The sequence below is a fragment of the Micromonospora sp. NPDC005194 genome, assembly GCF_040608335.1.
Taxonomy (GTDB): Bacteria; Actinomycetota; Actinomycetes; order Mycobacteriales; family Micromonosporaceae; genus Micromonospora.
Genome location: NZ_JBEXIA010000013.1, coordinates 81,943 through 105,463, shown reverse-complemented (window position 1 = coordinate 105,463; position 23,521 = coordinate 81,943). Strand labels below are relative to the sequence as shown.

Genomic DNA, 23,521 nt, shown 5'->3' with positions numbered 1-23,521 from the left:
CCGTGATGCGTTGCATCGGATTGCCGCTCGTTGCACCAGCTTTGCATGGGCGCATCGTCCGACTTCGACTTCACTGGACTCAGCAAGCCGATAGAAGCACCAGAGGACATGGGGTTACCAGCTTCAAGACACGGCCCGAGCCGGGATCGAGCGCGTTGTCACAGCCAATATGAAGGCGGCCCTCGACCAGCGCAGCCACGCCGATCGAGGGCCTTGATCGCCTAGCAAGGAGGCGACCCGTGAGCACCCTACCCACCCTGCCCGCCTGTCCAGAACCCGCGACGATCCGCATCGAGCTGTACTCGGCGGACTCCCTGGACGCTTGCGCGTACACCTGTGTTGACCACACCATCCGCGCAACCGCTGCCATTGCCCGCGCCGGTTTGGAGGCCCACCTGATCGGCATGGCACCGGACGTCGTACGGTCCTGCGGCCATATGTTCGTCTTCCCGACCGGCACCCTTGCCGATGCCCCGGCCGGTCTGACGCATCCACGCTGGTGCGACCGGGACGATTGTGAGAGTCGGGGTCAGCACCACTCCCGCATCCTCGGCGTGGAGACCGACCGGCCGGAGGCGATCACCGTGCAAGCGGTCCTGGTACAGGCCCTGCACGAGGCTGCTGAGCCGATGGTGCGCCTGGAGGACAGCGCGGCAACCCGGCTGCTTCTCTCGGTCCGGCAGACGCGGGTGTTGCGGTACCGCCTGGCCAATCTGCTCGACCTGACCAGGGCCGGGCGGCGCACCCACCACATAACAGGTCGACAATGATGAGGTTGAGCAATCGCGTCCTACGGTTGCAATGCCGACACAAGCAGATCCGCCACCACTGCGGGGTGCGTGACCATCGCCAGGTGATGGGCGTCCAGGCTCCGGACCCGGTACCCACGTTTTTCGGCCTGCTCTGCCGTGGACTGGTACGCGGCGCTCAGCTGAAGGTAGATGTGTCGGGCGGAGTGCCATGCCTTGCCCGGCGTAGGCAGCACCTCGGAGACGACCTGCCACGGCAGTTCAGGTATGCCGTCCAGCACCCGCCGCCGCTGTTCGGGGTCGGGCAGGAGATCGGCCAGGGAGGCCGTGGGGAACCAGGTGTCCCACCGTGGCAGCCGGCCGGACGCCGCCATCTCCCGCAGCCAGGTGGCCCGTTCCGCCGGCAGTGATCCGATCCAGCTCGTGCCCGGGTGTGGCAGGCGGGCATCCATGAAGACGACGTCGAGCTGGTCACTGCCGACCGCGTCGGCGATGCCCGGCAGGTACGCGCCCGCGCGGCTGTGGCCGACGACGACGGTGTGCGCACCAGGAGTGACGGTGGCAGCCGCCGTGCAGACCGCCGCATGAAAGGACGTCGACTCGACGAGGGGGCGAAGGTCCAGCACTTCCACACGCCACCCCGCCGCTTCGAGATGCGGACGCAGGGCATCCCATGTCGCTGCGGTGAGAAGCGGGCTGTGGACGAGAAGCATCGTTGGTTCGGCGAGCACAATCGCATCCTGAGGGCTGTGCAGCCATCCGTACAGCAGTGCCTGCCTCCGAGCGCCCACTCGACAATGGCGGACACGCTGAGCGGGATGATCAGGTGGGTGCAGACCGTCGCCGACCACGGCGGTGACCCGGACGGGCTCGCGGGCAGCGGCTGCGCTGATAGCGTCGCCGCGTGTCGATGTTCCGGACTCCTCAGGTGATCCTCTTCAGCGAGGACGTCCGCCGAGCCGCCGAGTTCTACGCCGGCCTGGGCTTCACCGAGACCTTCCGGGTGCCGACCGAGGGCGAGCCGATCCACATCGATCTCGCGCTCGACGGCTACAAGATCGGCATCGCCTCGGTGGCCTCCACGCGCGACGACCACGGCCTCGACCCCGTGCCGCAGGGGCAGCGGGCCGCGGTGGTCCTCTGGACCGACGACACCGCTGGCGCGTACGCCGCCCTCACCGCGAACGGCGCACCCTCCCTGGCTGCGCCGCACCGGTGGCTCGACCGCCTGCTGATCGCCTGGACGGCCGACCCCGACGGCAACCCGATCCAGATCGTCCAACAGCTCTGACGACTCCGCCTGGGCGCACCGACCCGCCGCCTGCGTGCCGACGGCGTGCCCGGCACGGCCTACATGTCCGACCGGGCGGGGGGGTCACTGCCGAGCGGCTGGTGCGCGGCCTTGACGATTGTGGCGCCGGAGCGGACCTCCACCGGTCGTACAGTGGGGAAGGTCCTGGCCCCAGTGATCGCGGCGGGTGTGTCCTTTTCAGCCCGCCCGGAAGGAGCACAGTGATCCGACCCCTCAGGACCGCGCTCGGCGTCGCCCTGACCGCCACCCTCCTGACCTCCGTCGCCGTCGCGCCCGCCCACGCGCAAGCCGGGGGCCGACCGCCGGCAGTTGTCGCCCTGCCGGACGGGTTCCAGCCCGAGGGCATCGCCACCGCCGGCCGGTACGCGTACTTCGGCTCCCGCGCGACCGGCGAGATCTACCGCGCCGACCTGGTGACCGGCCGGGGCACGACGATCGGAGCACCCACCGGTACCCCGTCGCTCGGGCTCAAGGTCGACCCGCGCGGCCGGTTGTTCGTCGCCGGCGGCACGGCCGGCGACGCTCGCGTGCTCGACACCCGCACGGGCGAAGTGCTGGCGCGCTACCAGTTCGCCACCGCCCCGACATTCGTCAACGACGTCGTCCTGACCCGCGACGCCGCGTACGTCACCGACTCCAACCGGCCGGTGCTCTACCGGCTGCCACTCGGTCGCGGTGGCGCGCTGCCGCCTGCCGACGGCTTCACGACCATCGCGCTGACCGGCGCATACGAGCAGGTCGGCACCGGCGTGAACCTCAACGGCATCGCCACCACACCGGACGGCAGGGCGCTGATCGTCGTCCAGTCCAACACGGGAACACTGTTCCGGGTCGACCCGGTGACCGGTGCGACCACCGTCGTGGCCGTGCCCGGCTACACCTTCACCAACGGTGACGGCCTGCTGCTGCTCGGCCGCACCCTCTACGTCGTGCAGAACAGCCTCAACCAGATCGCGGTGGTCACGCTGAACCGCGCCGGCACCGCCGGAACCGTCACCGGCACGATCACCGACCCGAACTTCGACGTGCCCACCACAGTTGCCAAGGCCCTCGGCCGGCTGTACCTGCCCAACGCCCGCTTCACCACGCCACCGACCCCGACCACGCCGTACACGGCCGTCGCGGTCCGCGCCCGCTGAGAAGCCCGAGGGGTACGCGCACCGCGCGTGCCCCTCGGCCGGGGATCACGACGACGTCAGGCGGCCGCTGCGGCGGCGACGCAGAACTCGTTGCCCTCCGGATCGGCCATCACCACGTGGTGCCGGTCGGCCTCCTCCAGGACACTTCCGCCGGCCCGCACGAGGCGAGCGGCCTCCGCCGTGATCCGCGCCCACCGCTCGTCGGGGGTGCCGTGACCGGGCACCCGGATGTCGATGTGCAGCCGGTTCTTCGCCGTCTTGGGCTCGGGGACGTTGAGGATGGACAGGCGGGGGCCGGTGCCGTCGGGGTCGCACAGCCACGCGCCGTCGTCGGCAACGTCGTCCTCCGGCGGATCGAACTGCGCGAGCCACTCGGCGCGGGTCGTGAAGGGTGGCGGTGGCGGCTCGTCGATGTAGCCCAGGGCCGTCTTCCAGAACGCGGCGAGTATCGGGGCGGCGGTGGAGTCGAGCGTCAGGTCAATGCTGGCTGCCATGGCGCGACCGTACGGTAGCCCTCCGACCATCCGACCGGGTTGCGGGCGTCTTCCACGGGTAGCACCGGGTCCGGCCGGAAGCGGGTGCCGACCCGTCGCACCGGTGCCATATGCTGCGCGCGTCCACACGGGGGCCACGGGGAGAAACACATGCGACGGTACGGCAGGGCAGCGCTCGCGGCTGCGTTCCTCACGGTGGCATTGGCGGGCTGCGGCACGCCGGCCGGCACGGACGGTGACCTGTCCGACGACTGGCGACCGATGGCGGCGGCGCAGCAGTTCACCCCGAAGGCTGGCGAGTGCCACGTCATCCCCGAGGCGAGCTCGTACCTGAGCAGCTACTCCCCCGTCGACTGCGCGAAGACCCACCTGGTCGAGACGTTCCACGTCGGCACCTTCACCGGCGCCCTGGCCGCGCGCAGCACCCCACCCACCGTGGAGTCGGCGGCCATGCGTGGCGTCTTCGCCGACTGCGACACCCGGGCCAAGGAGTTCGTCGGCGGGGACTGGCGCACCGCGCGGCTCTCCGTCCAGGTCGCGCCGACCTCGCCGGACGGGTGGGCGGGTGGCAGCCGCTCCTACCGGTGCGACATCTTCGAGCTGGACGAGGTGGACGGCGCCAACGGCGACTCCGACCGGGCCATCCACCGGTCCGGGACGCTGCGCAACGCGGTCGGCAGCCGTTCGCCGCTGACGTACGGCTGCATGAACGAGGACGAGTGGGGCCGACTGCGGCCGGCCGCCTGCACGGCCGGGCACCAGTACGAGTTCGTCGGCGTCTGGACCGCCCCGGATCGCTCCTACGCCGACGCCGTGCGCGACGAGGACGCGGTCCACCCCGCCTGCCGTACGCTGGTCGCCCGCTACGCCAAGGTGCCCGTCGACGCCAGCCTGCGCTACCGCACCGGCACCGCGTACCGCTTCCCCTCGCAGGAGCTGTGGGCGCGCGGCGACCGGGGTGTGCGCTGCTACTTCTGGTCGGGCGGCGCCGCCGTCAAGCGGTCGATCGCCGGCGGCGGCACGAAGGCGCTGCCGGTGGGCTGAGCCCCACCGAAGATCGGCGCGCGCTCAGACCGGTCCCAACAGCGCCGCCAACGCCGCGTCACCCTGCCCGAGTTGCGTCCCACCGGGTGGTGCCACGACCAGGAAGCGCCGGCAGGCGTCGAGTTCGACGTACCACTCGGGCCCACCGCCATCCAGGGACCGGAGCACCGCGAAGCGGGACGCCGGGGTGGCACAGTCGGCCGCCGGCCTGGTGGCGGCCAGCGCGCGGAGCGCCGTTGCCTGCCGCTCGGGCGGCAGCGGCCCGCCGTACACGAAGTCACCGGCCGGTTTGCCGCCGCCCCGCTCGGACGGGGGCACCTCGTAGACGCAGAGGCGCAGCGGCCCGGCCTTCGGACTCGTGGCGGGCACGACACGTCCGGGACGTCCGAGGGTGGTCTCCACCCACACCATGTCGGACCACCGCTGCTCGCAGCCGGCGGTCTCGGCCGCCGACGATTCGACCTGCCCGACGGTACGGGTGTCGACAGTGGTCAGGCGCAGACCGTCCAACGCCGCGCGCACCTCCGGGCGCGGCTTGCCGCAGACGTCCGTCGGCAGGTACGGCCGCAGCCAGCGGCCCCGGTCGTCGAGCAGCGCCAGCCAGGGTGGGACGAGCATGTCGGCCGTGCAGGCGATGTCCCCCCGACCCCGTTCCTCGTCGGCCAGTCCCAGCGCGGCGACCAGCGGGCCGATGTCGCCGGCGCGGCGCTCGGTGGCGACCTCCTCCCGGCCACCAGCGGCCCCCGGCACGACGTCGCGGCCGCACAGCACTGCGGCGACCGGGGTGAACGCCGGGTCGATCCGTCCGACGCGCGGCTCGACCCCGGCCGGCGTCGGCGCCGCGGGCCCGTCCGACCCTGGCGGTACGGGCAGCACGACGCCTGCCTGCGGCGCGACCTGGGCGCAGGAGGTCCACTTCTCGACGATCTCGGCCGGGCCGGGATCCTTCGGCGTGTTGACCGTGCCCGCGCAGCCTGCCATTACCAGCCCGCACAACCCCAGGCCGAGCAGCGCCGCCACCAGTGTCGTTCCGCCCGAGCGCATCCCGCTCACCACCTCTCTACCGCCGGATGAGACGGGCGGCCGTCCGGCGGGGTTCCCGCGTGACGTCGCCGACCATGGGCGACGCCGCCCGCCGGGTCGGCGCATCCGTCGGCATGATGGCCCGATGGCACATCTGGGACTGGTCGCGGTACTGGTACGCGAGTACGACGAGGCGATCGACTTCTACGTGGGCGGCCTCGGCTTCGAGCTGGTGGAGGACACGGCCCGCCCGGACGGCTCGCGCTGGGTGGTGGTGCGCCCGGTGGGGGCCCGGGAGACGGCGCTGCTGCTGGCCCGACCGAGCAGCGCCGAGCAGCAGGCGCGGGTGGGCGACCAGACCGGCGGCAGGGTCGGGCTGTTCCTGCACACCGAGGACTTCGCCCGGGACCACGCCCGGATGGTCGCGGCCGGGGTGCGGTTCCTGGAGGAGCCACGGCACGAGGCGTACGGCTCGGTGGCGGTCTTCGTCGATCTGTACGGCAATCGGTGGGACCTGATCCAGCCCCGCAGCGCAGAGTGACGAGAAGGCGACACCATGCGCACGGTGGGTGAACGCTCACCGTCCGCCATGCTATTCTCCGATGTCGATCTATGCCGCGCGGACCCGGACCGGGTCGTTGTCGGAAGGACAGCTCCCGATGCCGGCGACTGCCGCCCCGACCGTGCCACCGCCCGTCCTGGACAGCCCGGCCGGCGGGGCATTGAGTCTCATCTTCACCACATTTCCGGCGCTGCTGCGGCTGACGTGCGGGTTGGTCGGCGCCGCGGTGGCGCTGTCGGTGCGTACCCCGCCGGTCGATGAGGCCCTGCTGCTGCCCGGCGTGGCCGCGCTCACCGGCTGGTCGCTCTGGTACGCCGGCCGCGCGGTGCGCCACGGGATCACCCCGGCACTGGTCGCCGGTGACGTCGGGCTCACCGCGCTGGCCTGCCTGCTCATCCCTCGCCTGGTGGCGCCCGAGGTGCTGCCCGGCGAGGGCAGTTGGATCGCGGTGCTCGCCAGCACCACGGTGATCAACGCGCAGGCCACCGCACCGGCCCGCTGGTCCGTCCCGGCCGGGCTGCTGGTCACCGCCACCTACGTGGTGGGCACGCAGGCGGCCGGCAACCCCGCCGAGGCCCGGGCGCACGCCGCCACCCTGCTGGTGCAGACGGCCTGCACGGCGATGATGACGGCGGTGATGCGCCGCCGGATCGGGCGGGCCGACCGGGCGTTCGCCGAGCACCAGCGGTTGACCCGGGAGGCGTTGGTCGCCCGGGCCGCCCGGGAGGCGGAGCGCCAGCAGAATCGGGACCTGCACGACACCGTGCTCGGCACGCTGACCATGGTGGGGCTCGGCGCGGTGGCCGGCCCGTCGGCCGCGTTCCGCGACCGGTGCGCCGCCGACCTGCGTACCCTCGTCGCGTTGACCGACCTCGGCCCGGTGCCCGGCGACGGCCCGGTTCCCCTCGACGGTCGGTTGCGGACGGTGCCCGACCGGCTGCCCGAACTGGCGGTGGGCCTGGAGCTGGCCTCCTGCGCGGTGCCCGCCGGGGTGGCCGACGCGATCACCGAGAGCGCCTACGCGGCACTGTCCAACGTGGTCCGGCACGCGCCGGGCGCGCGGGCCACACTGCGGCTGACCCGCGACGCGGTCTCCGTCGTGGTCGAGGTGGTCGACGACGGCCCCGGCTTCGATCCGGACACCGTCCCCGCGCACCGGTACGGGCTGCGCGAGTCGATCCACGGTCGGATGGCGGCGGTCGGCGGGCGGGCCGAGGTGCGCTCCGCGCCCGGTGCGGGCACCCGGATCCGACTGGAGTGGCCCGGTGTCGGCTGACCTCGGCGCCTCGGCGGAGCGCACCCGCACCCGCGAGGCGCTCATCCCGGGGCCGCCGCCCGGCCCGGCCGACGGGCCCACGCCGCCCGAGCCCGCGGTGCTCGCCGCGCCGGCCGCGGTGGCGCACGCCTCCGACCGGGGTGCCCGGATCGTCGCCGTCGCCATCGCGCTGGCCTGGCATGTCGCGATCGGACTGCCGGCGGTGCTGGCGACGCGGACCCAGTTCACCGCGCCGACGGTGGTGCTCGGCGGTTGGATCCTGGTCGCCGTGACCGGGGCGGTGGCCGGCGTCCGGCTGCTGCGGGGCGCGCCGCTGCCGCCCTGGCCGCTCGCCGGGCTGCTGCTCGCCGTCGACGCGGCCGTCTTCGCCGCGGTCGGCGAACGGCAACTGTTCGCCGCCGCGAACTGGGTGTGGGGCACGCTCGGCTGGTTCTTCGTGCTGGCGCTGTGGGGTCGGCGGGTCAGCGGTCTGGTCGCGCTGCTGACCACGCACGCGTTGATCGCGCTCGCCGCCGTCCTCGCGCACGGCCCCGGCCCGGCCGACCTGGCCCGCTACACCATGTACGTCTACGGCACCTTCTCGCTGCCGGTGGCGGTCTTCGTCGGCAGCGCGGTGATCGTCGGCCTGGCCCGGGACCGGGCCGCCGCGGCTGCCACGCTGCACACGCTCTCCGCCGAGCGGGCGGCCGCCGAGCGGGGCCGGCAGGAACGCCGTAACCGGCTCGCCCTGGTCGGCGCGGCGGCCGGACGGGTGCTCGGCGAGCTGGCCGCCGGCGAGATCGCCCCGGACGACCCGGAGGCGCAGCGCCGCTGCGTGCTGGCCGCGGCCCGGCTGCGCCGCCTGATCGCCGAGTCCGACGACGTGCCCGACCCGTTGCTGCACGAGCTGCGGGCCGCCGCCGACCTGGCCGAACGCAACGGGCTGCCGATCGACCTGATCGCCATCGGCACCCCACCGCCGCTGCCGGTCCAGATCCGCCGCCGGCTGGCCGACCCGCTCACCGGCCTGCTCGCCGACGCCCGGGGGTGGGCGCGTCTGACCGTGGTGTCCGGCCCCGGCGAGGTGGTGGTCAGTCTGGTCACGCCGGACCGGGAGGGGCCGGACGCGACCGGCCCTCCGCCCGGGAAGCACGAGGACGGGCCGGTGCAGCACCTCTACGAACGGGACGGGGACATCAGATGGGCGCAGACCCGGTGGTTGGGGTGACCGGTGACCGGCTGGTCGGGGTGTCGATCGTCGACGACCACCCGGTGGTCGTCGAGGGAGTGCGCGCCTGGCTCGCCAGCGAGCCGCGACTGACCGTGCTGGCCACCGGGGACGACCCGGACGAGGTGCTGCGCGCCGCGCCGGACGCCGACGTCGTCCTGCTCGACCTGCGGCTGCACGGCCGGATGGCGCTGGACAAGCTGGCCGAGTTGAGTGCCACCGGGCGACGGGTGGTGGTCTACTCGGAACACACCGACCCGGAGACGATGCTCGCCGCGCTGGACGCCGGGGCGGTGGCTTTCCTGGCCAAGCACGAGGGCCGGGAGCACTGCGTGGCGACCGTGTTGGCCGCGGCGAGCGACCGCCCGTACGTGCCGCCGGCGCTCGCCGGCGCGATGGTCGGCGACCCGAGGCCGGACCGGCCGATGCTGTCCGACAAGGAGCGAGAGGCGCTGCTGCTCTGGTTCCAGTCGATGTCGAAGGCGTCGGTGGCCCGTCGCATGCAGATCAGCGAGCACACCGTGAAGCAGTATGTGGACCGCGCGCGGATCAAGTACACCCGGGCGGGGCGGCCGGCAGCCACAAAGGCCGCTCTGCTCGCCCGTGCGATCGAGGACGGGCTCGTCCGCCCGGAGGAGATCGGCATCTACCGGTCACAGGCGACGCACGACCGGCCGACCCCCTAACGGGCGTCATGACAGCGGCCGGCGCATCGGCGAGGCTCAACCCACAGCCAGCTGACCGGGAGGTCGTGACGATGCACGCCGACGCGTCCCCCTTTTTCATCGGCCCACACCGGTTCGACGCGCCGGACGACGACGTGGGCCCGACCCTCGACCGGCGTTACGACATGCGCCCGCTGCCCGGCGAGAAGGTGCTCGGCAGACACCGGCTGCTCGTCGCTGGCTACCTGCTCGGGCCGACCGAGACACGACGCGGCTGGCAGCTTCCCGGGCCGGTCTCGGTGACCGTCACCGACCAGCGGATCTGCTGGGTGGGCACCGGCTCGCAGCTGTCCCTGGTCGACGACGACACCCCGCGGTCCCGGCCGGCGGGGCGGCTGACCGGTCTGATGACCGGCCAGATCCGCTGGCAGTGGCCGTCCCGGCTGGAGCTTCCTCGCACCGATCCGGCGCAGCTCATGATCGTCTGCGACGCGTTGCGCACCATCCAGCAGCCGGCGCTGGCCCTCGGCGGGTCACCGGGTGAGATCATCGCGCTGGCCCGGCAGGTGCGCCGGGCGGCGGCCATGTTCCGGCTCACCCGCCCGCAACTCGTGGACCTCTCCGCACAGGAGCGCGACGTTCTGCTGCTGCGGGCCGGCCCCGCGCTGGCCGCCGGGGAAACCCGGATCACCCTGCCCGGCTCGCTGCCGGTGGAGTTCCGCTCCCGCGACGACTACTACCGCTCGGGACCGGAGCCGACCTCCTGGGACGGTTTCGCAGGCGGCGCGGCGTCCGGGCGTTGGTGAAGCCGGTCCGCGCGGCCGGTCTTGATCATTCTCAGACGCTCGGGGTGCGCTCCTCGCCGACGGCGTCCAGCGCGGCGGCCTCCTCCGGGGTCGGCGCGGTGCCACCGAGGTGCGCCGGGAGCCACCAGGTGTCCTCCGGGCCGGCCGGCGCGTCCGGGTACTCGCGCTGGGCCCGCTCGACGAGCGCGCTCAGCCGGGTGGTCAGCTCGGCGGCCAGCACGTTCGGGTCCGGGAAGTCCGCCGGGTGGATCGGCTCGCCGATCAGGATGGTGATGGGTGTGTGCCGGCGGGTGAGGGTGCGCGGGCGGCCCTTCGTCCAGAGCCGCTGGGTGCCCCACAGCGCGACCGGCAGCACCGGCACCTTCGCCGAACGGGCCATCCGCACGGTGCCGCTCTTGAGTTCCTTGACCGTGAACGACCGGCTGATCGTGGCCTCCGGGAAGACGCCCACCACCTCGCCGCGCTTGAGCGCGTCGACCGCCGAGCGGAACGAGGCGGCGCCGGCCTGCCGGTCCACCGGGATGTGGCGCATGCCGCGCATCAGCGGGCCGGAGATCCGGTGCGTGAAGACCGACTGCTTGGCCATGAACCGCACCAGCCGACCCGACGCGTTCGCACCCAGCCCGGCGAAGATGAAGTCGAGGTAGCTGACGTGGTTGCTGGCCAACACCGCCCCGCCGGTGCGGGGTACGTGGTGAGCGCCCTCGATGGTGATCTTCAGGTCGAGGACCCGGAACATTGTCTTGGCGGCGGCGATAACGGGCGGGTAAACGAGCTCCGGCATCCGCAGAATCTACCCTGCCCGGCTGGGGATCGCCTGGGCGGCGGCCCGGCGGCGACGCGGGTGGCGCGCCGCCGCCGGTCCGCCGGTCCGCCGGTCCTGGCTCAGTCGGCGAGGCTGTTCAGATCGAGCCGGCCGCGGGCGAAGGCGTCCACCCGACCCCAACGACCCGGGATGTCCAGCACCTCGATCCGGCCCATCCCGACCGGCAACCGTGGTTCCACCGCCAGGTGCCCCTCGTGCGGTTCGAGGCCGAGCATGGTGCGCAGCAACAGCAGCGGCGTACCCGTCGACCAGGCCTGCGGGCTGCACGCCGTCGGATACTCCACCGGGAACTTCGTCAGCTCCCGCGGGTAGCCGCCGAACGCCTCCGGTAGCCGCCCGTCGAAGTAGGTGGCCGCGTCCAGGATGCCGTTGGCGATGGTGGCGGCCTCCTCGGCGAAGCCGTACCGGCGCAGGCCCCAGGCGATGAAGGAGTTGTCGAACGGCCAGATCGTGCCGTTGTGGTAGCCGATCGGGTTGTACCGCGTCTCCCCCTCGGCGAGGGTCCGCACCCCCCAGCCGGAGAACAGTCGCGGCCCGACCAGGTGCGCCGCCACCTTCTCCGCGCGCTCGGGGAGGACGATCCCGCTCCAGAGCAGATGGCCGATGTTGGAGCTGAGGACGTCGCACTGGCGGCCGTCCGGGTCCAGGGCCAGCGCGTAGTACTCGCCGTCGGCCACCCACCAGTCCCGGTTGAACCGCTCCTTCAGCTCCGCCGCCTCCCGCTCCAACTGGTTGGCGAACTCCGGGTCACCCCAGAACTCGCGGGCCATCCGCGCCGCGCGGACCTTCGCGTCGTACGCATACCCCTGCACCTCGCAGGTCGCCCGCGGGAACGGCGGCAGGGTGCCGTCGGAGTAGGAGATCGAGTCCCAGGAGTCCTTCCAGCACTGGTTCTCCAGGCCGGTCTCGGTGTTGCGCCGCTCGTACCAGATGTAGCCGTTGCCGACCAGGTCGGCGTAGCTGTCGATCCACCGCAGCGCCGCCCGGGACTCCTGCTCCAACTCCTTGACCAGCGCGACGTCCCCGCTCCACCGCTCGTACTCGTCGAGCAGCACGAGAAACAGCGGCGTCGCGTCCACCGAGCCGTAGTACGGCGAGTGCGGCTGCTCCTCGAAGGCCGCGGTCTCGCCGTAGCGCATCTCGTGCAGGATCCGCCCCGGGTCCTCGTCCCGGAAGTCGTCGAACCGGCTGCCCTGCAGCGACGCCAGGATGCGCAGCGTCGTCTTCGACAACTGCGGGGTGAACGGCAGGGTCTGCAGGCAGGTGAGGATGCTGTCCCGGCCGAACATGGTCATGAACCAGGGCAGGCCGGCGGCCGGCAGGGTGGCGCCGCCCAGCGACAGCGGCGAGAAGCGCAGCGCCGCCAGGTCGATCAGGCTGCGCCGGTACGTGCTGGCCACCCGGCCGTGCTGACTGTTGACCTTCGGTGCTTCCGCGATCCACTGCTCCAGGTCATGTTGCAGGGCCAGCCGCTCGCCGCCGTGCACTCGTAGCCCGAGACGCAGGTCCCGGCCGCCGGGGCCGACGGCGTGCGTCTGCACGTCGATCGCCGCTTCCCACTGCTCGTTGGGCTCCAGGTGGACGGTGTACGCGAAGCCCCGGCTGTCGTACCGCGCCGATATCGACGAGGAAATGATCGTCTCGCGCCGGAAGTTGCCCCGGCGGTAGCCCAGGCGCAGCTTGTCCGACTCCACCTCGGTGTAGATCTCGCCCTTCTTGTTCAGGATCTCGTCCTTGACCTGGAACAGGTCGGCGAAGTCCGACGCCGCGTCCATCCGGACTTCGAGGTCGACCGGCTTCTCGTCGTGGTTGAGGATGGTGAGCTGCTCCCGGAAGCTGCCGCCGACCGCACGCTCCCGGATGATCGACAACTTCGCGTCCACGTAGTGCGTGGCCATCCCCGGCACCAGGAAGAACCGCGACTCGAAGTACTGCAGGTCGTCGTACGACAGCGAGTTGAGGCGTTCGCCGTTCACGCTCAGCACCCACGTGGACAGGAACCGGGTGTCGATGGAGAAGAGCCCGGTCGGCTCACTCGGCGTCGCCTCGATGTCACCGGTGTCCTCACAGACGACGAACGTGTTGCCGTCCAGGATCCGGATCGTGTTGCTCTGGCCCATCAGCGCGCCTCCCCCGCGAAGCGGCGACGCGGCCCACGGGCGTCCGGCGACCCGGGGAAGATTCGCTCCACCTGCACCACCAGCCGGGCGTCCCCCGACACCGTCATGTCCCCGCGCAACAGGGCGGCCAGACCGTGCTCACGGCCGGCCGCGATCTCGTCGAACAGCATCGGGCTCGCGCCGATCACCGTGTCGGCCTCCCGGTCCTCCTGGCTCACGTTCAGTCGCCCGTGGTCGATCGCGAGCAGCCAGTGCCGGGTCTGCGCCCCCTCGTGCAGATCGATCCGCAGTGTCCCGGAGGTCTTCGCCAGCAGAGGCTCGTACCCCCGCCGGTCCAGGTCCTCGAAGAACCTCGTGGTCGCGTCCACCATCGGGTCCACTCCTCCCCCAGTTGGCCGGGCCCGGGATCCCACCCGGCGCGCCCGCGTCGCGCGCACGGCCGGCGTTGCACGTCCCCGCACGGGTCCCCCTGCCACCCAAGCCCAACCTCGCCCGAATCGGGTGACCCCACCCACCCCACCCCATCCCCCACCCCCCTGCCCCGGTGATCAAGAGGTTTGCGTCACCGCGTCCGGCGTGTCGTGACGCGAACCTCTTGATCACCGAGGGTGGGTGGGGCACGGCGGCGCCGGCCCTCCCCCGGCAGGGGAGGGCCGGCGCGTTGGCGGCGGGTCGTCAGTTGTTCGGATCGTCGGCGCTGATGTCGGCCAGCACCGACTGCGGTTCGCGCTCGACCGCGAGGTCACCCATCGAGACGAGACCCACCAGGCGCCCGTCGTCGATCACCGGCAGCCGGCGTACGGCATAGGTGCGCATCAGGTCCGCGGCGGCCACCGCGTCGTCGTACTGGCTCACGGTAATCACATTGCGGGTGGTGATCTGGTTCAGCCGGGTCGAGCCCGGGTCCATGTTCTCCGCGACACCACGGACCGTGATGTCCCGGTCCGTGACGATACCGACGACACCGTTGCCATCGGTCACCACCACGTCACCAATCGCGCTGTCGCGCATCTCCTGCGCGGCGGCGATGAGCGTCTCGTTGCCGTCCATCGTCACCAACCGGGTCGTCATGAACTCTCCGACCGTTGTCATGGTGCTCCCCTCTCGGTGTCGGCACGGCCCGTCTACCCGCCGCACGGGAGGGGGTAACGCCGACGGCCGGGCCGCTGTCCGGGGCAGGCGGCTGTCGCGACCGCGGCCCGCGGCCGTTCCGCGACACCGCCTGATCGACAAGGTCGTGACGCCGGGCGAGATAGTGGTACAGACCCCACCAACTGGCCGAGGGCAGCACCGCCTAGCGTGGGTGGGGTGCTGACGGGCAAGCGGGAGCTGAGAGACCTCGTCGCCGGCAACGCCTGGCTGACCCGGGCTCTGACCGTGGTTCGCGACTCCGGCCTACCGGACGCCTGGATCGGCGCGGGCGCCGTCCGCGACCTCGTCTGGAGCGAGCGGTACGGCGACGGGTTCGACCCGGCGACGGTCCGCGACGTGGACGTGGTCTTCTTCGACCCGACGAGACTGTCCCGCGACGACGACCACCGGGCCACCGCCCGACTCGCCGCGGCCTGGCCGGCGCCGCCGTGGGAGGCACGCAACCAGGCGGCGGTGCACACCTGGTACGCGTCGAAGTTCGGCGGCGATCCGATCGCCCCGTACCGCAGCGTCGCCGAGGCGGTGGCCACCTGGCCGGAGTACGCGACCGCCGTCGCCGTGCGGCTGCGCCCGACCGGTGAGCTGGAGGTCTGCGCCCCGTACGGCCTGGCGGATCTGCTGGGCGGGGTGTGGCGGCACAACCCGGCCCGGGTGGGCGTCACGCTGTCCCGGCAGCGACTTGCTCGCCACCGGCCCGCGCAACGCTGGCCCGGCGTGACAGTGATCGAGCCCGGCTGAGCCGGAAGTGGTCGCCCAGGGGTCAGTCGTCAGTCGCGGTCCGGGGCCCCGCAGGCACGGGCGTGGTTCGCGACCCTCTCAGGCGCGGGGCGGCATTCCGTAGATCCGCTCCACGTGCAGGCGCAGCACCAGCCGCCGGTCGGCGACCATGGTGTTGCGATAGTCGGCCCAGTCCGGGTGCTCGCCGCGAAGCGCCCGGTAGAGCCCCACCAGCTCCTCGACCGTGGCGTCGTCGACGTCGGCCGCCGGAGTGGTCAGCTCGGCCCGCCCCTCGACCACCGCGTACGCCCAGCCGTCCTCGCTGCCGACGTGGAAGCTGGCCCGCGGGTCCCGACGAAGGTTGGCGGTCTTAGCTCGGCCGTCGGTGACGGACACCCGGATCAGGCCGGCCGCGCGGTCGAACGAGTAGACCACTGTGGACAGCTGGGGTCGCCCGTCGCGTTTGAGGGTGGCCAGCACGCCCATCGAGCGGCCGGCGATCAGGTCGGTCAACGCCTGCTGGGTGGGGTCCTCCGGCACGGTTTCCTCCAGGTGGCGCGGTCGGCTACGTCCATCCAAACATGACCGGCGTGCTCCCGCCCCCGATGCACCGCCGCCCGCCACGGACTGCGGGCCCCCACCGAGACCGGCGGGAGCCCGCAGTGATCGCAACGGTCAGCGTCGCTCGGCGGCCACCAGCTCGGCGAGCTGTACGGCGTTGAGGGCGGCGCCCTTGCGCAGGTTGTCGTTGGAGCAGAACAGCGCCAGCCCGTACTCGACGGTCTCGTCGGCGCGGATGCGGCCCACGTAGGTCGGGTCCTGCCCGGCGGCCTGCAGCGGCGTCGGCACGGCGGTCAGCGCGACCCCGGGCGCGTCGGCGAGCAGTTCGTGGGCACGCTGCGGGGTGATCGGGCGGGCGAAGCGGGCGTTGATCTGGAGCGAGTGGCCGGTGAAGACCGGAACCCGGACACAGGTGCCGGAGACCTTGAGGTCGGGGATTTCCAGGATCTTGCGGCTCTCGTTGCGGAGCTTCTGCTCCTCGTCGGTCTCGAACGAGCCGTCGTCGACGATCGAGCCGGCCAGCGGCAGCACGTTGAAGGCGATCGGCTCGGCGAACGAGCGCGGCGCGGGGAACTCCACGGCCGACCCGTCGAAGGCGAGCCCGGCGGCGTGCTCGGCGACCTTGCGGACCTGCTCGTCCAGCTCGGCGACGCCAGCCAAGCCGGCGCCGGAGACCGCCTGGTACGTCGAGACGACCAGGCCGACCAGACCAGCCTCGGCGTGCAGCGGGCGCAGCACCGGCATCGCGGCCATCGTGGTGCAGTTGGGGTTGGCGATGATGCCCTTCGGGCGGTCGGCGGCGGCGTGCGGGTTGACCTCGGCGACCACCAGCGGCACCAGCGGGTCCATCCGGAACGCCGACGAGTTGTCGATCACCACGGCGCCGGCCTCGGCCACCCGGGGAGCCAACTCCCGGGCGGTGCCCTTACCGGCGGAGAAGAGCACGATGTCCAGCCCGGAGTAGTCCGCGGTCGCGGCGTCCTCGACGGTCACCTCGCCGTCGCGCCACGGCAGCGTCCGCCCGGCGGACCGCGCCGAGGCGAACAACCGCACCTGCTCCGCCGGGAACTCCCGCTCCGCCAGCACCTGCCGCATCACGCCACCGACCTGGCCGGTGGCCCCCACAATGCCGATCCTCATGCCCGGAGGCTACCCACCCCACCCCCGAAACCGGGACCCCTTTCCCACCCCCCGGGTCCCACCTCACACCCACCCCCTCCCCCGCCCCACCTCCTCCCCCGTCGATCATGAAGTTATTGCCGCGACACGCCGTGCCGAGTGACAACAACTTCATGATCAACGGGCTGAAGGCGGGGCCCGGGGCGGGGGGCGGGGTTAGGGGAGCAGGTCTCCTAGGGCGGCGGTTTCCAGGTCGTTGCGGATCACGGCGGCGTCGCCTTCGATGACCAGGGTCAGCGCTTCCGGGTGCAGGTGGGTGGCCGCTGCCGCGGAGACCTGGGCCACGTCGGCGTTGAGCAGTTCCTCGCGCAGCCGGGCGTGGTAGTCGTCCGGCAGGTCGTGCACCACCAGCGTGGTCAGCGCGGAAGCGATCGCCCGGGGGCTCTGCAACTCGACCGACAGCTGCCCGGCCCGCCAGGAACGGGCCACCGCCAGCTCGTCCTCGGTCACGCCTCCCGCCTGCGTACGGGTGATCTCGCCCACCGCCTCGACCAGGGCCGGCGCGGTGACGGCGGTCTGCACGCCCGAGCTGACCGCGAACCGCCCGAACCGGCGGGACGAGGCGAACTCGCCCCGGATGCCGTACGTGTAGCCGCGCACCTCGCGGATCAGGTGGTTGAGCCGGGAGGTGAACGCCCCACCGAGCACCGTGCCCGCGAGGGTCATCGGCACGTGGTCGGGGTGCGCCCGGTGCGGCGACGGGTGGCCCAGCCGCAGCGTGGACTGCACCGAGCCGGGCCGGTCCACCAGGATGATCCGGCGGCCGGTGTGCAGCGGGACCTCGATCGGGCCGCCCCGCTCGGCCGGACCGCCCCCGGTGCCGGCGAACGCCGCCCCGGCCAACGCGTCCAGGTCGATCCGGTCCAGGTCACCGGCGACGATCAGGGTGCCGGGCCGCAGGAACCACTCGGAGTGGAAGACGGTGATGTCCTCCACGTCCAGGCCGGCCACCGAGTCCGGATCGCCGTACATCGGTCGTCCCCAGCGGGTGTCGGCGCCGAACAGGTCGGCGCGCAGCGCGGCGTCGGCGCGCGGGCCGGGGTTGGCCCAGTCCATCCGCAGCGCGGTGGCCTCGTCGTCGCGCACGCGCCGGACGTCGGCCGGGTCCAGCCGGGGCGTCCGGACGGCCTCGGCGAGGAGTTGCACCGCGGCGGTCAGCCGATCCACCGGGACCTGCACGCTGATCTGGAACGAGTCCCAGTCCAGCCCGGTCACCAGCTCGGTGCCGAGCGCCTCGATGGCCAGCGCGTACGCCGTGGCGTCCCGCTGCGCGGTGCCCTCCTCCAGGGCCTTGGCGAGCACGCCGCCCAGCCCTTCCTTGCCGGTGAGCTCCCGGCCGGCGCCGGCGTCGAGCAGCAGCAACGCGACGGCGAGGTTCTGCCCGGGCAGGTGCGCGGCGACCACCTGGCCGCCGCCCGCCGCGCGGCGGACCACCGGCGGGAACCGGTACGGGCGAGCGGCACCCGGGCCGGGACGGTCGGCGATCAGCGTCATGCGGTCTCCTCGGGCAGGTAGGTCAGGGTCACCCGGTCGGCGGCGCCGAGCACCTCGGCGGCGGTCTCGGCGATCTGCTCGGCGGTCACCGCGAGCCAGGCGGGCAGCCGGTCGGCGGCCCGGGCCGGGTCACCGAACTGGGTGGTGTACCGCCCGAGCGTGTCCGCGCGGCCGTCCACCGTCGACATCTGCCGCCACCACGCGGTGCTCAGCAACGCCTTCGCCCGGTCCAGCTCGGCGGCGGTGACCGGCACGGTGGCCAGCTCGTCGACGACCTCGGCCAGCCCTTCGGCCAACCGCTCGGCGCTCACGCCGGGGCGGGCGGTGGCGGTGGCGATCAGCGGCGCCGGGGCGTGCGCGAGGTCCACCCCGTACGCGCCGACCAGATCGGGTTGTGCGATCCGCTCGCCGTCGGCGAGCCGCTGGTAGAGCCGGCTGCCCCGGCCGCTGCCGAGCACTGTGGCGAGCACGGTGAGCACGTCGTAGCCGGGGCTGCCGAACGGGTGACCACGGTGGGCGATGTAGACGCGGGGCGCCGGCACGTCCCCGATCACCGTCTCCACGGCGGGCTTCCCGGTCGCCGGGACGCGGCGACCGTCCGGCGCGGGCGGGATGTCGTCGCGGGCGGGCAACGCCCCGAAGTACTTCTCGGCCAGCGCGAACACCTCGGCGGCCTGGGCGTCGCCGACGACTGTGAGCACCGCGTTGTTCGGCGCGTAGTACATCTCGTGGAACGCCTGGAAGGTGGCGAGATCGGCGGCGTTCAGGTCGGCCATCGAGCCGATCGTCGAGTGGTGGTACGGGTGCCCCGGCGGGTAGAGCAGCGGCAGCAGCCGCAGCCAGGCATCCCCGTACGGGACGTTCTCGTAGCGCTGCCGGCGCTCGTTCTTCACCACGTCGCGCTGGTTGTCCAGCGTCTCCTGGGTGAGCGCCGGGACCAGCCCACCCATCCGGTCGGCCTCCAGCCAGAGCGCCAGCTCCAGGTGCTCGGCCGGGACCGTCTCGAAGTAGTTCGTCCGGTCCGGGTTGGTGGTGGCGTTGAGCGAACCACCGGAGCCCTGGATCAGCTTCATGTGCTCGGTCTTCGCCACGTTCACCGAGCCCTCGAACATCAGGTGTTCGAAGAGGTGGGCGAAACCGGTCTGCCCGTCCGGCTCGTGCCGGGATCCGACGTCGTACCAGAGATTGACGGCCACCGCGGGTGCGGTGCGATCCTCGCTCACCACCACGCGCAGGCCGTTGTCCAGTCGGGACGTCTCGATGGGCCAGGGGTAACCACTGTCGGGCATGGCACGACGCTATCCGATCTCGCGGGCGGAAAGGTGACGTGCCGCCGGTCGGCGAGCCGGCCGACCGGCATCGACTCCGCCGGTCGGGGTACCGCGGAGCAATGACCCCACCGACCCCCGTTCCGCCCGCGCGCCGCACCGTCGGACCGGCCGCCAGGACCGTCGAACGCGCCACCGCCGCGCTCGGCCGGCTGCGCCGCGGCCGGCTGCTGCATCCGGCCGGCCGGTCGTTCACCGGCGAGGTGACGATCTGGGGTACGCCCGGACCACCCACCGGGGTCGCCCTGCTGGACGACCCCGGCCGCTACGCGGCCACGGTCCGGCTCTCCAGGGGTACGCCCACACCCGGCGGTTGGCCGGACGTGCTGGGCCTGGCGGTACGCGTGCACTCCCCCACCGGCCGCCCGTTCGACCTGCTGGTCAGCTCCAGCGGCGCCGCTCCGGTGCTGCGGAACCTGCCGCTGCCCCGCCGCGGCTTCACCGGGACGTACAGCACGATCACGTGTTACCGCCTGGGCCGGCGTCGTCTCTGGTTGGCCGCGTTGGCCGACCCGGACTCGGTCGACCTCGGCCGCACTCTGGCCGCCGTCGCTGCCGCGGCCCGGGCGGACGCGCCGCGCGTGGTGCTCGCGGTCGCGTCCGCCGTCGGGCCGTGGCGGCCGGTCGGCCAGGTCAGCATCGGTGCCCCGCTCGACGCCGCCGAGGACGCCGCGCTCGCGTTCGACCCGGTGCGCAACCTGCCACCCGAACTGCGGGCGGCCGGTCCACTCGCCTGGCTGCGCGAGCAGACCTACCGGGGCTCACGCCGGGCCCGCGGCGCGCGGGCTCAGTCCGGCGGTTCGACGGCCACCGTCTGATCCGAGGTACGACGTTCCAGCACCGTGTCCGGGGCCACGTTCTGGTCCTCCTCGCGGATGTCCGACTCGGCGAGGATCGCCTCCGCCTGCGCCTGCGGGTCGTCGCTGCCCACCGCCTCCTCCTCGGGAAGGAGGTGGTGCGCGCGGGACTCCGCCCGCTCCTGCTCGCTCTGCTCGTCAGTCATGGGACCCCTGTTACCCCCCGCCCGGACTCGGCACGCGATGTTCACCCCGCATCTTGGGACGATGCCACGGGCACCCCCGCCCGGTCGGGTAGGCTGGCTCCCGTGACGCGTTCCTATCGATGGTTTAGGCAGCCGGCTCCCACGCCGGTGACTTCACCATGAACTGACGTCACCACGGACCGAGCCGGCTGGGCAGGAGCTGTCGTTCCTGCCCTTTTGCGTACGAGCAGCCGGCTCGTCCCGGGCACCGGCCCCGGGCACGGTCGGCGAAAGGATGCCCACCGTGACGACCCCGGAGACCGATCGGGTCAGCGATCAGCGGATCGACCGTGTCGTGCCGCTGACCACACCCGCCCTGCTGCACCACGAGTTGCCCCTGGACGCCCCGCTCGCCGCCGCCGTGTTGACCGGCCGACGCGCGGTGGGCCGCGTGCTGGACCGCGAGGACGACCGCCTGCTGGTGGTGGTCGGCCCGTGCTCGGTGCACGACCCGGCCGCCGCCCTCGACTACGCCGAGCGTCTGCGCGCCGCCGCCGACCGGCTCGCCGACGACCTGCTGATCGTCATGCGGGTCTACTTCGAGAAGCCGCGGTCCACCGTCGGGTGGAAGGGCCTGATCAACGACCCTGGGCTGGACGGCAGCGGCGACGTCAACACCGGCCTGCGCCGGGCCCGGGCGCTGCTGCTCGACGTCCTGCGTCTCGGCCTTCCGGTGGGCTGCGAATTCCTCGACCCGATCACCCCGCAGTACATCGCGGACACGGTGGTGTGGGGTGCGATCGGCGCCCGCACGGTGGAGAGCCAGGTGCACCGGCAGCTCGCCTCCGGCCTGTCGATGCCGATCGGCATGAAGAACCGCCCCGACGGCAGCATCGGCACCGCCGTGGACGCGATCCGCGCCGCCGGGGTGCCGCACGTCTTCCCGGGCATCGACTTCTCCGGCACCCCGGCGATCATGCACACCCGCGGCAACACCGACGGGCACCTGGTGCTGCGCGGTGGTGGCGGTCGGCCCAACTACGACGCGGAGTCGGTGGCGGGCGCGCTCGACCTGCTCCGGGCGGCCGGGTTGCCGGAGCGCCTGGTGATCGACGCCAGCCACGCCAACAGCGGCAAGGACCACCGCAACCAGCCGCTGGTCGCCGCGGACGTGGCGGCGCAGATGGCCGCCGGCCAGCGCGGGATCACCGGTGTGATGCTGGAGTCGTTCCTGCTGCCCGGCCGGCAGGATCTCGACCCGACCCGCGAGCTGGTGTACGGCCGTTCGGTCACCGACGCCTGCCTCGGCTGGGACGACACCGCCGAGGTGCTCGACCACCTGGCCACCGCCGTACGGGCCCGTCGGGCCACGCTGCCAACCCCGGCGTGAGGGTGTGACGGCCGGCACTGCGGTGCGCGGAACACGAGACGGTGGGGCCTGGTTGACTGAGGTGTCGGTGTGCTCAGTGTCCCCGGGCCTCACCTAAATAGCCCTCGCGGAATACCGTTCGGCTGGAGCCGCGTCGCGCCACTCGCCGAGAGGCGACCTACACACCGACACCAGCGCCGCCCCCGGCCCACAAGGCTCGGGGGCGGCGCTGTCTGTACAAGAGCACCGTCGCGCCACCGACGCAGAGCATGCTCCCAACGCGCCTTTGCTCTGCTTCCACGGACGCAACAGCCAGCGCCCAAAACCGTTGCGTAGGTTGAAGCAGAGCAAAGGAAGCCTCGTGGGTCACCCTCTCGGCAGGTGGGCCCACCGGCGCGACGTTTGACCGATTCCGCCCCGGGTAGCTGATCGGCGTGACCGACGACGCACCCGTTGCCGACGAGCCGGACACCCACGCCCTCGATGACCTGCTCGATGACATCTTCCGAGGTCAGGAGCGGGTCACCCAGGGGGATATCTACCGCCGGGCGGTGGCCGCCGAGCTACCGCCGGATCTGCTCGCCCGGATCGACGCGCTCCCCGAGGGCGAGTACGCGGTGGACGAGGCCAGTGACCTGCTGGGCGGCACCGTCGCCTGAGCGACCCCAGAAGGGACACCGACATGACGCACCACGAGGACCACGACGAGAAGGTGCCGGCGTTGGGCCAACCACCGAAGGGCAGGGACACCACGCCCGAGCCGGACTTCGCCAACGAACACGACCGCACCGCGGTGGACCGGGACATCATCACCGGGGACGACGAGGACGAACGGGAGCCGGAATCGCCGCACGGCTGGTCCGGCATGCAGCGCTGACGCGTACGAGAGTGGGGGCCGGCTGATGCCGGCCCCCACGTCGCGTTCGTCGTCGGGTCAGTCGTCGTCGTGCCCACCCTCGGCGGCCTGCTGCGCCGTGGCGTACGCCATCTGGAGGAAGTCGGACGCGGCCACCGCCGTCAGCGCGGTGGCCACCAGACGCGTGAGGCGGGGGGCGAGCACCAGGCCCCCGGTCAGCCCCGTGGCCACCCAGACCGCCAGGCAGAACGGGCAGCTCAGCAGCTCGCCGATGGCGTGCCGGGTGGAACTGCCCGAGTCGCGGACCTGCTCCATCACCTCACCGCTGCCGATCGGCCGGTCATAGCGGGTGAACGGTGCCCGCAGCGGGCTGGTGATCGCGTCCTTGGACAGCAGCCGGCTGAGCTTGTGCGTGGCGATGGAGAGCAACACGACGTCGGCGGGGGCGGGGCGTTCGGGCACCGGGCGGCCGGTCACCTTGACCAGGCCGGCCAGCGCCCCGGTCACCCCGGCGTAGGTGCCCATCGCCACCAGGTAGCCGCCGAGCGGCCGGTGCTCGTGCGGCGCGTACGCCCGGCGCAGCCGCGCCGCCTTCTGTCGCAGGCCAGTGTCGCTCACCGTTCTCCTCACATGTCGTCATGGTGCGAAAGCGGCCGTCGG

General features: G+C 72.6%; 27 protein-coding genes. 14 read left to right on the top strand and 13 right to left on the bottom strand.

What is annotated here, in order from left to right; genetic code table 11:
- Positions 1 to 239 precede the first annotated feature (239 nt).
- Positions 240 to 770: a hypothetical protein gene (locus ABZU53_RS14205; protein WP_355066132.1), complete on the top strand. Its 531-nt coding sequence runs from the start codon at positions 240 to 242 to the stop codon at positions 768 to 770.
- A gap of 20 nt (positions 771 to 790) precedes the next feature.
- Here ABZU53_RS14205 and ABZU53_RS14200 read toward each other — a convergent pair whose 3' ends face one another.
- Complete coding sequence (locus ABZU53_RS14200) at positions 791 to 1,381, bottom strand: alpha/beta fold hydrolase (RefSeq protein ID WP_355066131.1); 591 nt, start codon at positions 1,379 to 1,381, stop codon at positions 791 to 793.
- Positions 1,382 to 1,659: 278 nt separating this feature from the next.
- Here ABZU53_RS14200 and ABZU53_RS14195 point away from each other — a divergent pair, with 278 nt between their 5' ends.
- Together ABZU53_RS14195 and ABZU53_RS14190 are read left to right on the top strand one after the other, a co-directional pair.
- Complete coding sequence (locus tag ABZU53_RS14195; protein ID WP_355066220.1) at positions 1,660 to 2,040, top strand: VOC family protein; 381 nt, start codon at positions 1,660 to 1,662, stop codon at positions 2,038 to 2,040.
- Between the two features lie 221 nt (positions 2,041 to 2,261).
- Positions 2,262 to 3,200: a superoxide dismutase gene (locus tag ABZU53_RS14190; protein WP_355066129.1), complete on the top strand. Its 939-nt coding sequence runs from the start codon at positions 2,262 to 2,264 to the stop codon at positions 3,198 to 3,200.
- Between the two features lie 56 nt (positions 3,201 to 3,256).
- Here the strand turns inward: ABZU53_RS14190 and ABZU53_RS14185 are convergent, their stop codons facing one another.
- The gene (locus ABZU53_RS14185; RefSeq protein WP_355066127.1) at positions 3,257 to 3,694 is read right to left on the bottom strand and encodes a VOC family protein; all 438 of its coding nucleotides are present in this window, start codon (positions 3,692 to 3,694) and stop codon (positions 3,257 to 3,259) included.
- Positions 3,695 to 3,844: 150 nt separating this feature from the next.
- On the opposite strand from ABZU53_RS14185, the gene ABZU53_RS14180 reads away from it, so the two are divergent.
- Positions 3,845 to 4,738, top strand: coding sequence for a septum formation family protein (locus ABZU53_RS14180; protein WP_355066125.1), 894 nt, complete (start codon positions 3,845 to 3,847; stop codon positions 4,736 to 4,738).
- A gap of 24 nt (positions 4,739 to 4,762) precedes the next feature.
- On the opposite strand, the gene ABZU53_RS14175 is transcribed toward ABZU53_RS14180, so the two are convergent.
- The gene (locus ABZU53_RS14175; protein WP_355066123.1) at positions 4,763 to 5,782 is read right to left on the bottom strand and encodes a hypothetical protein; all 1,020 of its coding nucleotides are present in this window, start codon (positions 5,780 to 5,782) and stop codon (positions 4,763 to 4,765) included.
- Between the two features lie 124 nt (positions 5,783 to 5,906).
- Between ABZU53_RS14175 and ABZU53_RS14170 the strand changes: the two genes are divergently transcribed.
- From ABZU53_RS14170 to ABZU53_RS14150, 5 genes are all read left to right on the top strand, one after another.
- Positions 5,907 to 6,302: a VOC family protein gene (locus tag ABZU53_RS14170; RefSeq protein ID WP_355066121.1), complete on the top strand. Its 396-nt coding sequence runs from the start codon at positions 5,907 to 5,909 to the stop codon at positions 6,300 to 6,302.
- A gap of 118 nt (positions 6,303 to 6,420) precedes the next feature.
- Positions 6,421 to 7,599 (top strand): ATP-binding protein, encoded by a 1,179-nt coding sequence (locus ABZU53_RS14165; RefSeq protein ID WP_355066119.1) that lies wholly within the window; start codon positions 6,421 to 6,423, stop codon positions 7,597 to 7,599.
- A 97-nt stretch (positions 7,600 to 7,696) separates the two neighbouring features.
- Positions 7,697 to 8,806, top strand: coding sequence for a hypothetical protein (locus ABZU53_RS14160; RefSeq protein WP_355066218.1), 1,110 nt, complete (start codon positions 7,697 to 7,699; stop codon positions 8,804 to 8,806).
- Positions 8,779 to 9,492 carry a response regulator transcription factor gene (locus ABZU53_RS14155; protein WP_354858750.1) on the top strand — a complete coding sequence of 238 codons (714 nt, stop codon included), beginning with the start codon at positions 8,779 to 8,781 and terminating at the stop codon, positions 9,490 to 9,492. The genes ABZU53_RS14160 and ABZU53_RS14155 overlap by 28 nt, the downstream gene beginning before the upstream one ends.
- A gap of 71 nt (positions 9,493 to 9,563) precedes the next feature.
- Positions 9,564 to 10,277: a hypothetical protein gene (locus ABZU53_RS14150; protein WP_355066117.1), complete on the top strand. Its 714-nt coding sequence runs from the start codon at positions 9,564 to 9,566 to the stop codon at positions 10,275 to 10,277.
- A 31-nt stretch (positions 10,278 to 10,308) separates the two neighbouring features.
- On the opposite strand, the gene ABZU53_RS14145 is transcribed toward ABZU53_RS14150, so the two are convergent.
- The 4 genes from ABZU53_RS14145 to ABZU53_RS14130 all read right to left on the bottom strand — a co-directional run bounded on the left by ABZU53_RS14145 (position 10,309) and on the right by ABZU53_RS14130 (position 14,315).
- Positions 10,309 to 11,061, bottom strand: a complete 753-nt coding sequence (locus tag ABZU53_RS14145) for a lysophospholipid acyltransferase family protein (RefSeq protein ID WP_354858746.1) — start codon at positions 11,059 to 11,061, stop codon at positions 10,309 to 10,311.
- A gap of 101 nt (positions 11,062 to 11,162) precedes the next feature.
- Positions 11,163 to 13,223 carry a glycogen debranching N-terminal domain-containing protein gene (locus tag ABZU53_RS14140; protein WP_354858745.1) on the bottom strand — a complete coding sequence of 687 codons (2,061 nt, stop codon included), beginning with the start codon at positions 13,221 to 13,223 and terminating at the stop codon, positions 11,163 to 11,165.
- Entirely contained in the window at positions 13,223 to 13,594 is a 372-nt protein-coding gene (locus ABZU53_RS14135) for an SCP2 sterol-binding domain-containing protein (protein WP_355066115.1), read from the bottom strand. Before ABZU53_RS14135 ends, ABZU53_RS14140 begins: the two co-directional genes overlap by 1 nt.
- Positions 13,595 to 13,898: 304 nt before the next feature.
- On the bottom strand, positions 13,899 to 14,315 hold the full coding sequence (locus ABZU53_RS14130) for a CBS domain-containing protein (protein ID WP_355066114.1): 417 nt from the start codon (positions 14,313 to 14,315) through the stop codon (positions 13,899 to 13,901).
- Between the two features lie 216 nt (positions 14,316 to 14,531).
- Here ABZU53_RS14130 and ABZU53_RS14125 point away from each other — a divergent pair, with 216 nt between their 5' ends.
- Positions 14,532 to 15,113 carry a nucleotidyltransferase family protein gene (locus ABZU53_RS14125; RefSeq protein WP_355066112.1) on the top strand — a complete coding sequence of 194 codons (582 nt, stop codon included), beginning with the start codon at positions 14,532 to 14,534 and terminating at the stop codon, positions 15,111 to 15,113.
- Positions 15,114 to 15,191: 78 nt separating this feature from the next.
- Here the strand turns inward: ABZU53_RS14125 and ABZU53_RS14120 are convergent, their stop codons facing one another.
- The 4 genes from ABZU53_RS14120 to ABZU53_RS14105 form a co-directional block, all read right to left on the bottom strand.
- Complete coding sequence (locus ABZU53_RS14120; protein ID WP_355066110.1) at positions 15,192 to 15,632, bottom strand: PPOX class F420-dependent oxidoreductase; 441 nt, start codon at positions 15,630 to 15,632, stop codon at positions 15,192 to 15,194.
- Between the two features lie 135 nt (positions 15,633 to 15,767).
- On the bottom strand, positions 15,768 to 16,793 hold the full coding sequence (locus ABZU53_RS14115) for an aspartate-semialdehyde dehydrogenase (RefSeq protein ID WP_354860901.1): 1,026 nt from the start codon (positions 16,791 to 16,793) through the stop codon (positions 15,768 to 15,770).
- Between the two features lie 195 nt (positions 16,794 to 16,988).
- Positions 16,989 to 18,326: a pitrilysin family protein gene (locus ABZU53_RS14110; protein WP_355066108.1), complete on the bottom strand. Its 1,338-nt coding sequence runs from the start codon at positions 18,324 to 18,326 to the stop codon at positions 16,989 to 16,991.
- Positions 18,323 to 19,615 (bottom strand): pitrilysin family protein, encoded by a 1,293-nt coding sequence (locus ABZU53_RS14105; RefSeq protein ID WP_355066107.1) that lies wholly within the window; start codon positions 19,613 to 19,615, stop codon positions 18,323 to 18,325. Before ABZU53_RS14105 ends, ABZU53_RS14110 begins: the two co-directional genes overlap by 4 nt.
- A gap of 101 nt (positions 19,616 to 19,716) precedes the next feature.
- Between ABZU53_RS14105 and ABZU53_RS14100 the strand changes: the two genes are divergently transcribed.
- Complete coding sequence (locus ABZU53_RS14100; RefSeq protein ID WP_355066105.1) at positions 19,717 to 20,472, top strand: phosphodiesterase; 756 nt, start codon at positions 19,717 to 19,719, stop codon at positions 20,470 to 20,472.
- On the opposite strand, the gene ABZU53_RS14095 is transcribed toward ABZU53_RS14100, so the two are convergent.
- Complete coding sequence (locus tag ABZU53_RS14095) at positions 20,442 to 20,657, bottom strand: hypothetical protein (protein WP_354860907.1); 216 nt, start codon at positions 20,655 to 20,657, stop codon at positions 20,442 to 20,444. The two genes, ABZU53_RS14100 and ABZU53_RS14095, sit on opposite strands and share 31 nt — an antisense overlap.
- 274 nt (positions 20,658 to 20,931) lie before the next feature.
- Here ABZU53_RS14095 and ABZU53_RS14090 point away from each other — a divergent pair, with 274 nt between their 5' ends.
- From ABZU53_RS14090 to ABZU53_RS14080, 3 genes are all read left to right on the top strand, one after another.
- A complete protein-coding gene (locus tag ABZU53_RS14090; protein WP_355066103.1) occupies positions 20,932 to 22,026 on the top strand; it encodes a 3-deoxy-7-phosphoheptulonate synthase in 1,095 nt (364 codons plus the stop codon).
- Between the two features lie 413 nt (positions 22,027 to 22,439).
- On the top strand, positions 22,440 to 22,664 hold the full coding sequence (locus ABZU53_RS14085) for a hypothetical protein (protein WP_354860909.1): 225 nt from the start codon (positions 22,440 to 22,442) through the stop codon (positions 22,662 to 22,664).
- A gap of 23 nt (positions 22,665 to 22,687) precedes the next feature.
- Positions 22,688 to 22,882, top strand: coding sequence for a hypothetical protein (locus ABZU53_RS14080; RefSeq protein WP_354860911.1), 195 nt, complete (start codon positions 22,688 to 22,690; stop codon positions 22,880 to 22,882).
- A gap of 57 nt (positions 22,883 to 22,939) precedes the next feature.
- On the opposite strand, the gene ABZU53_RS14075 is transcribed toward ABZU53_RS14080, so the two are convergent.
- Positions 22,940 to 23,479 (bottom strand): DUF1360 domain-containing protein, encoded by a 540-nt coding sequence (locus tag ABZU53_RS14075; RefSeq protein ID WP_354860912.1) that lies wholly within the window; start codon positions 23,477 to 23,479, stop codon positions 22,940 to 22,942.
- Positions 23,480 to 23,521 lie beyond the last annotated feature (42 nt).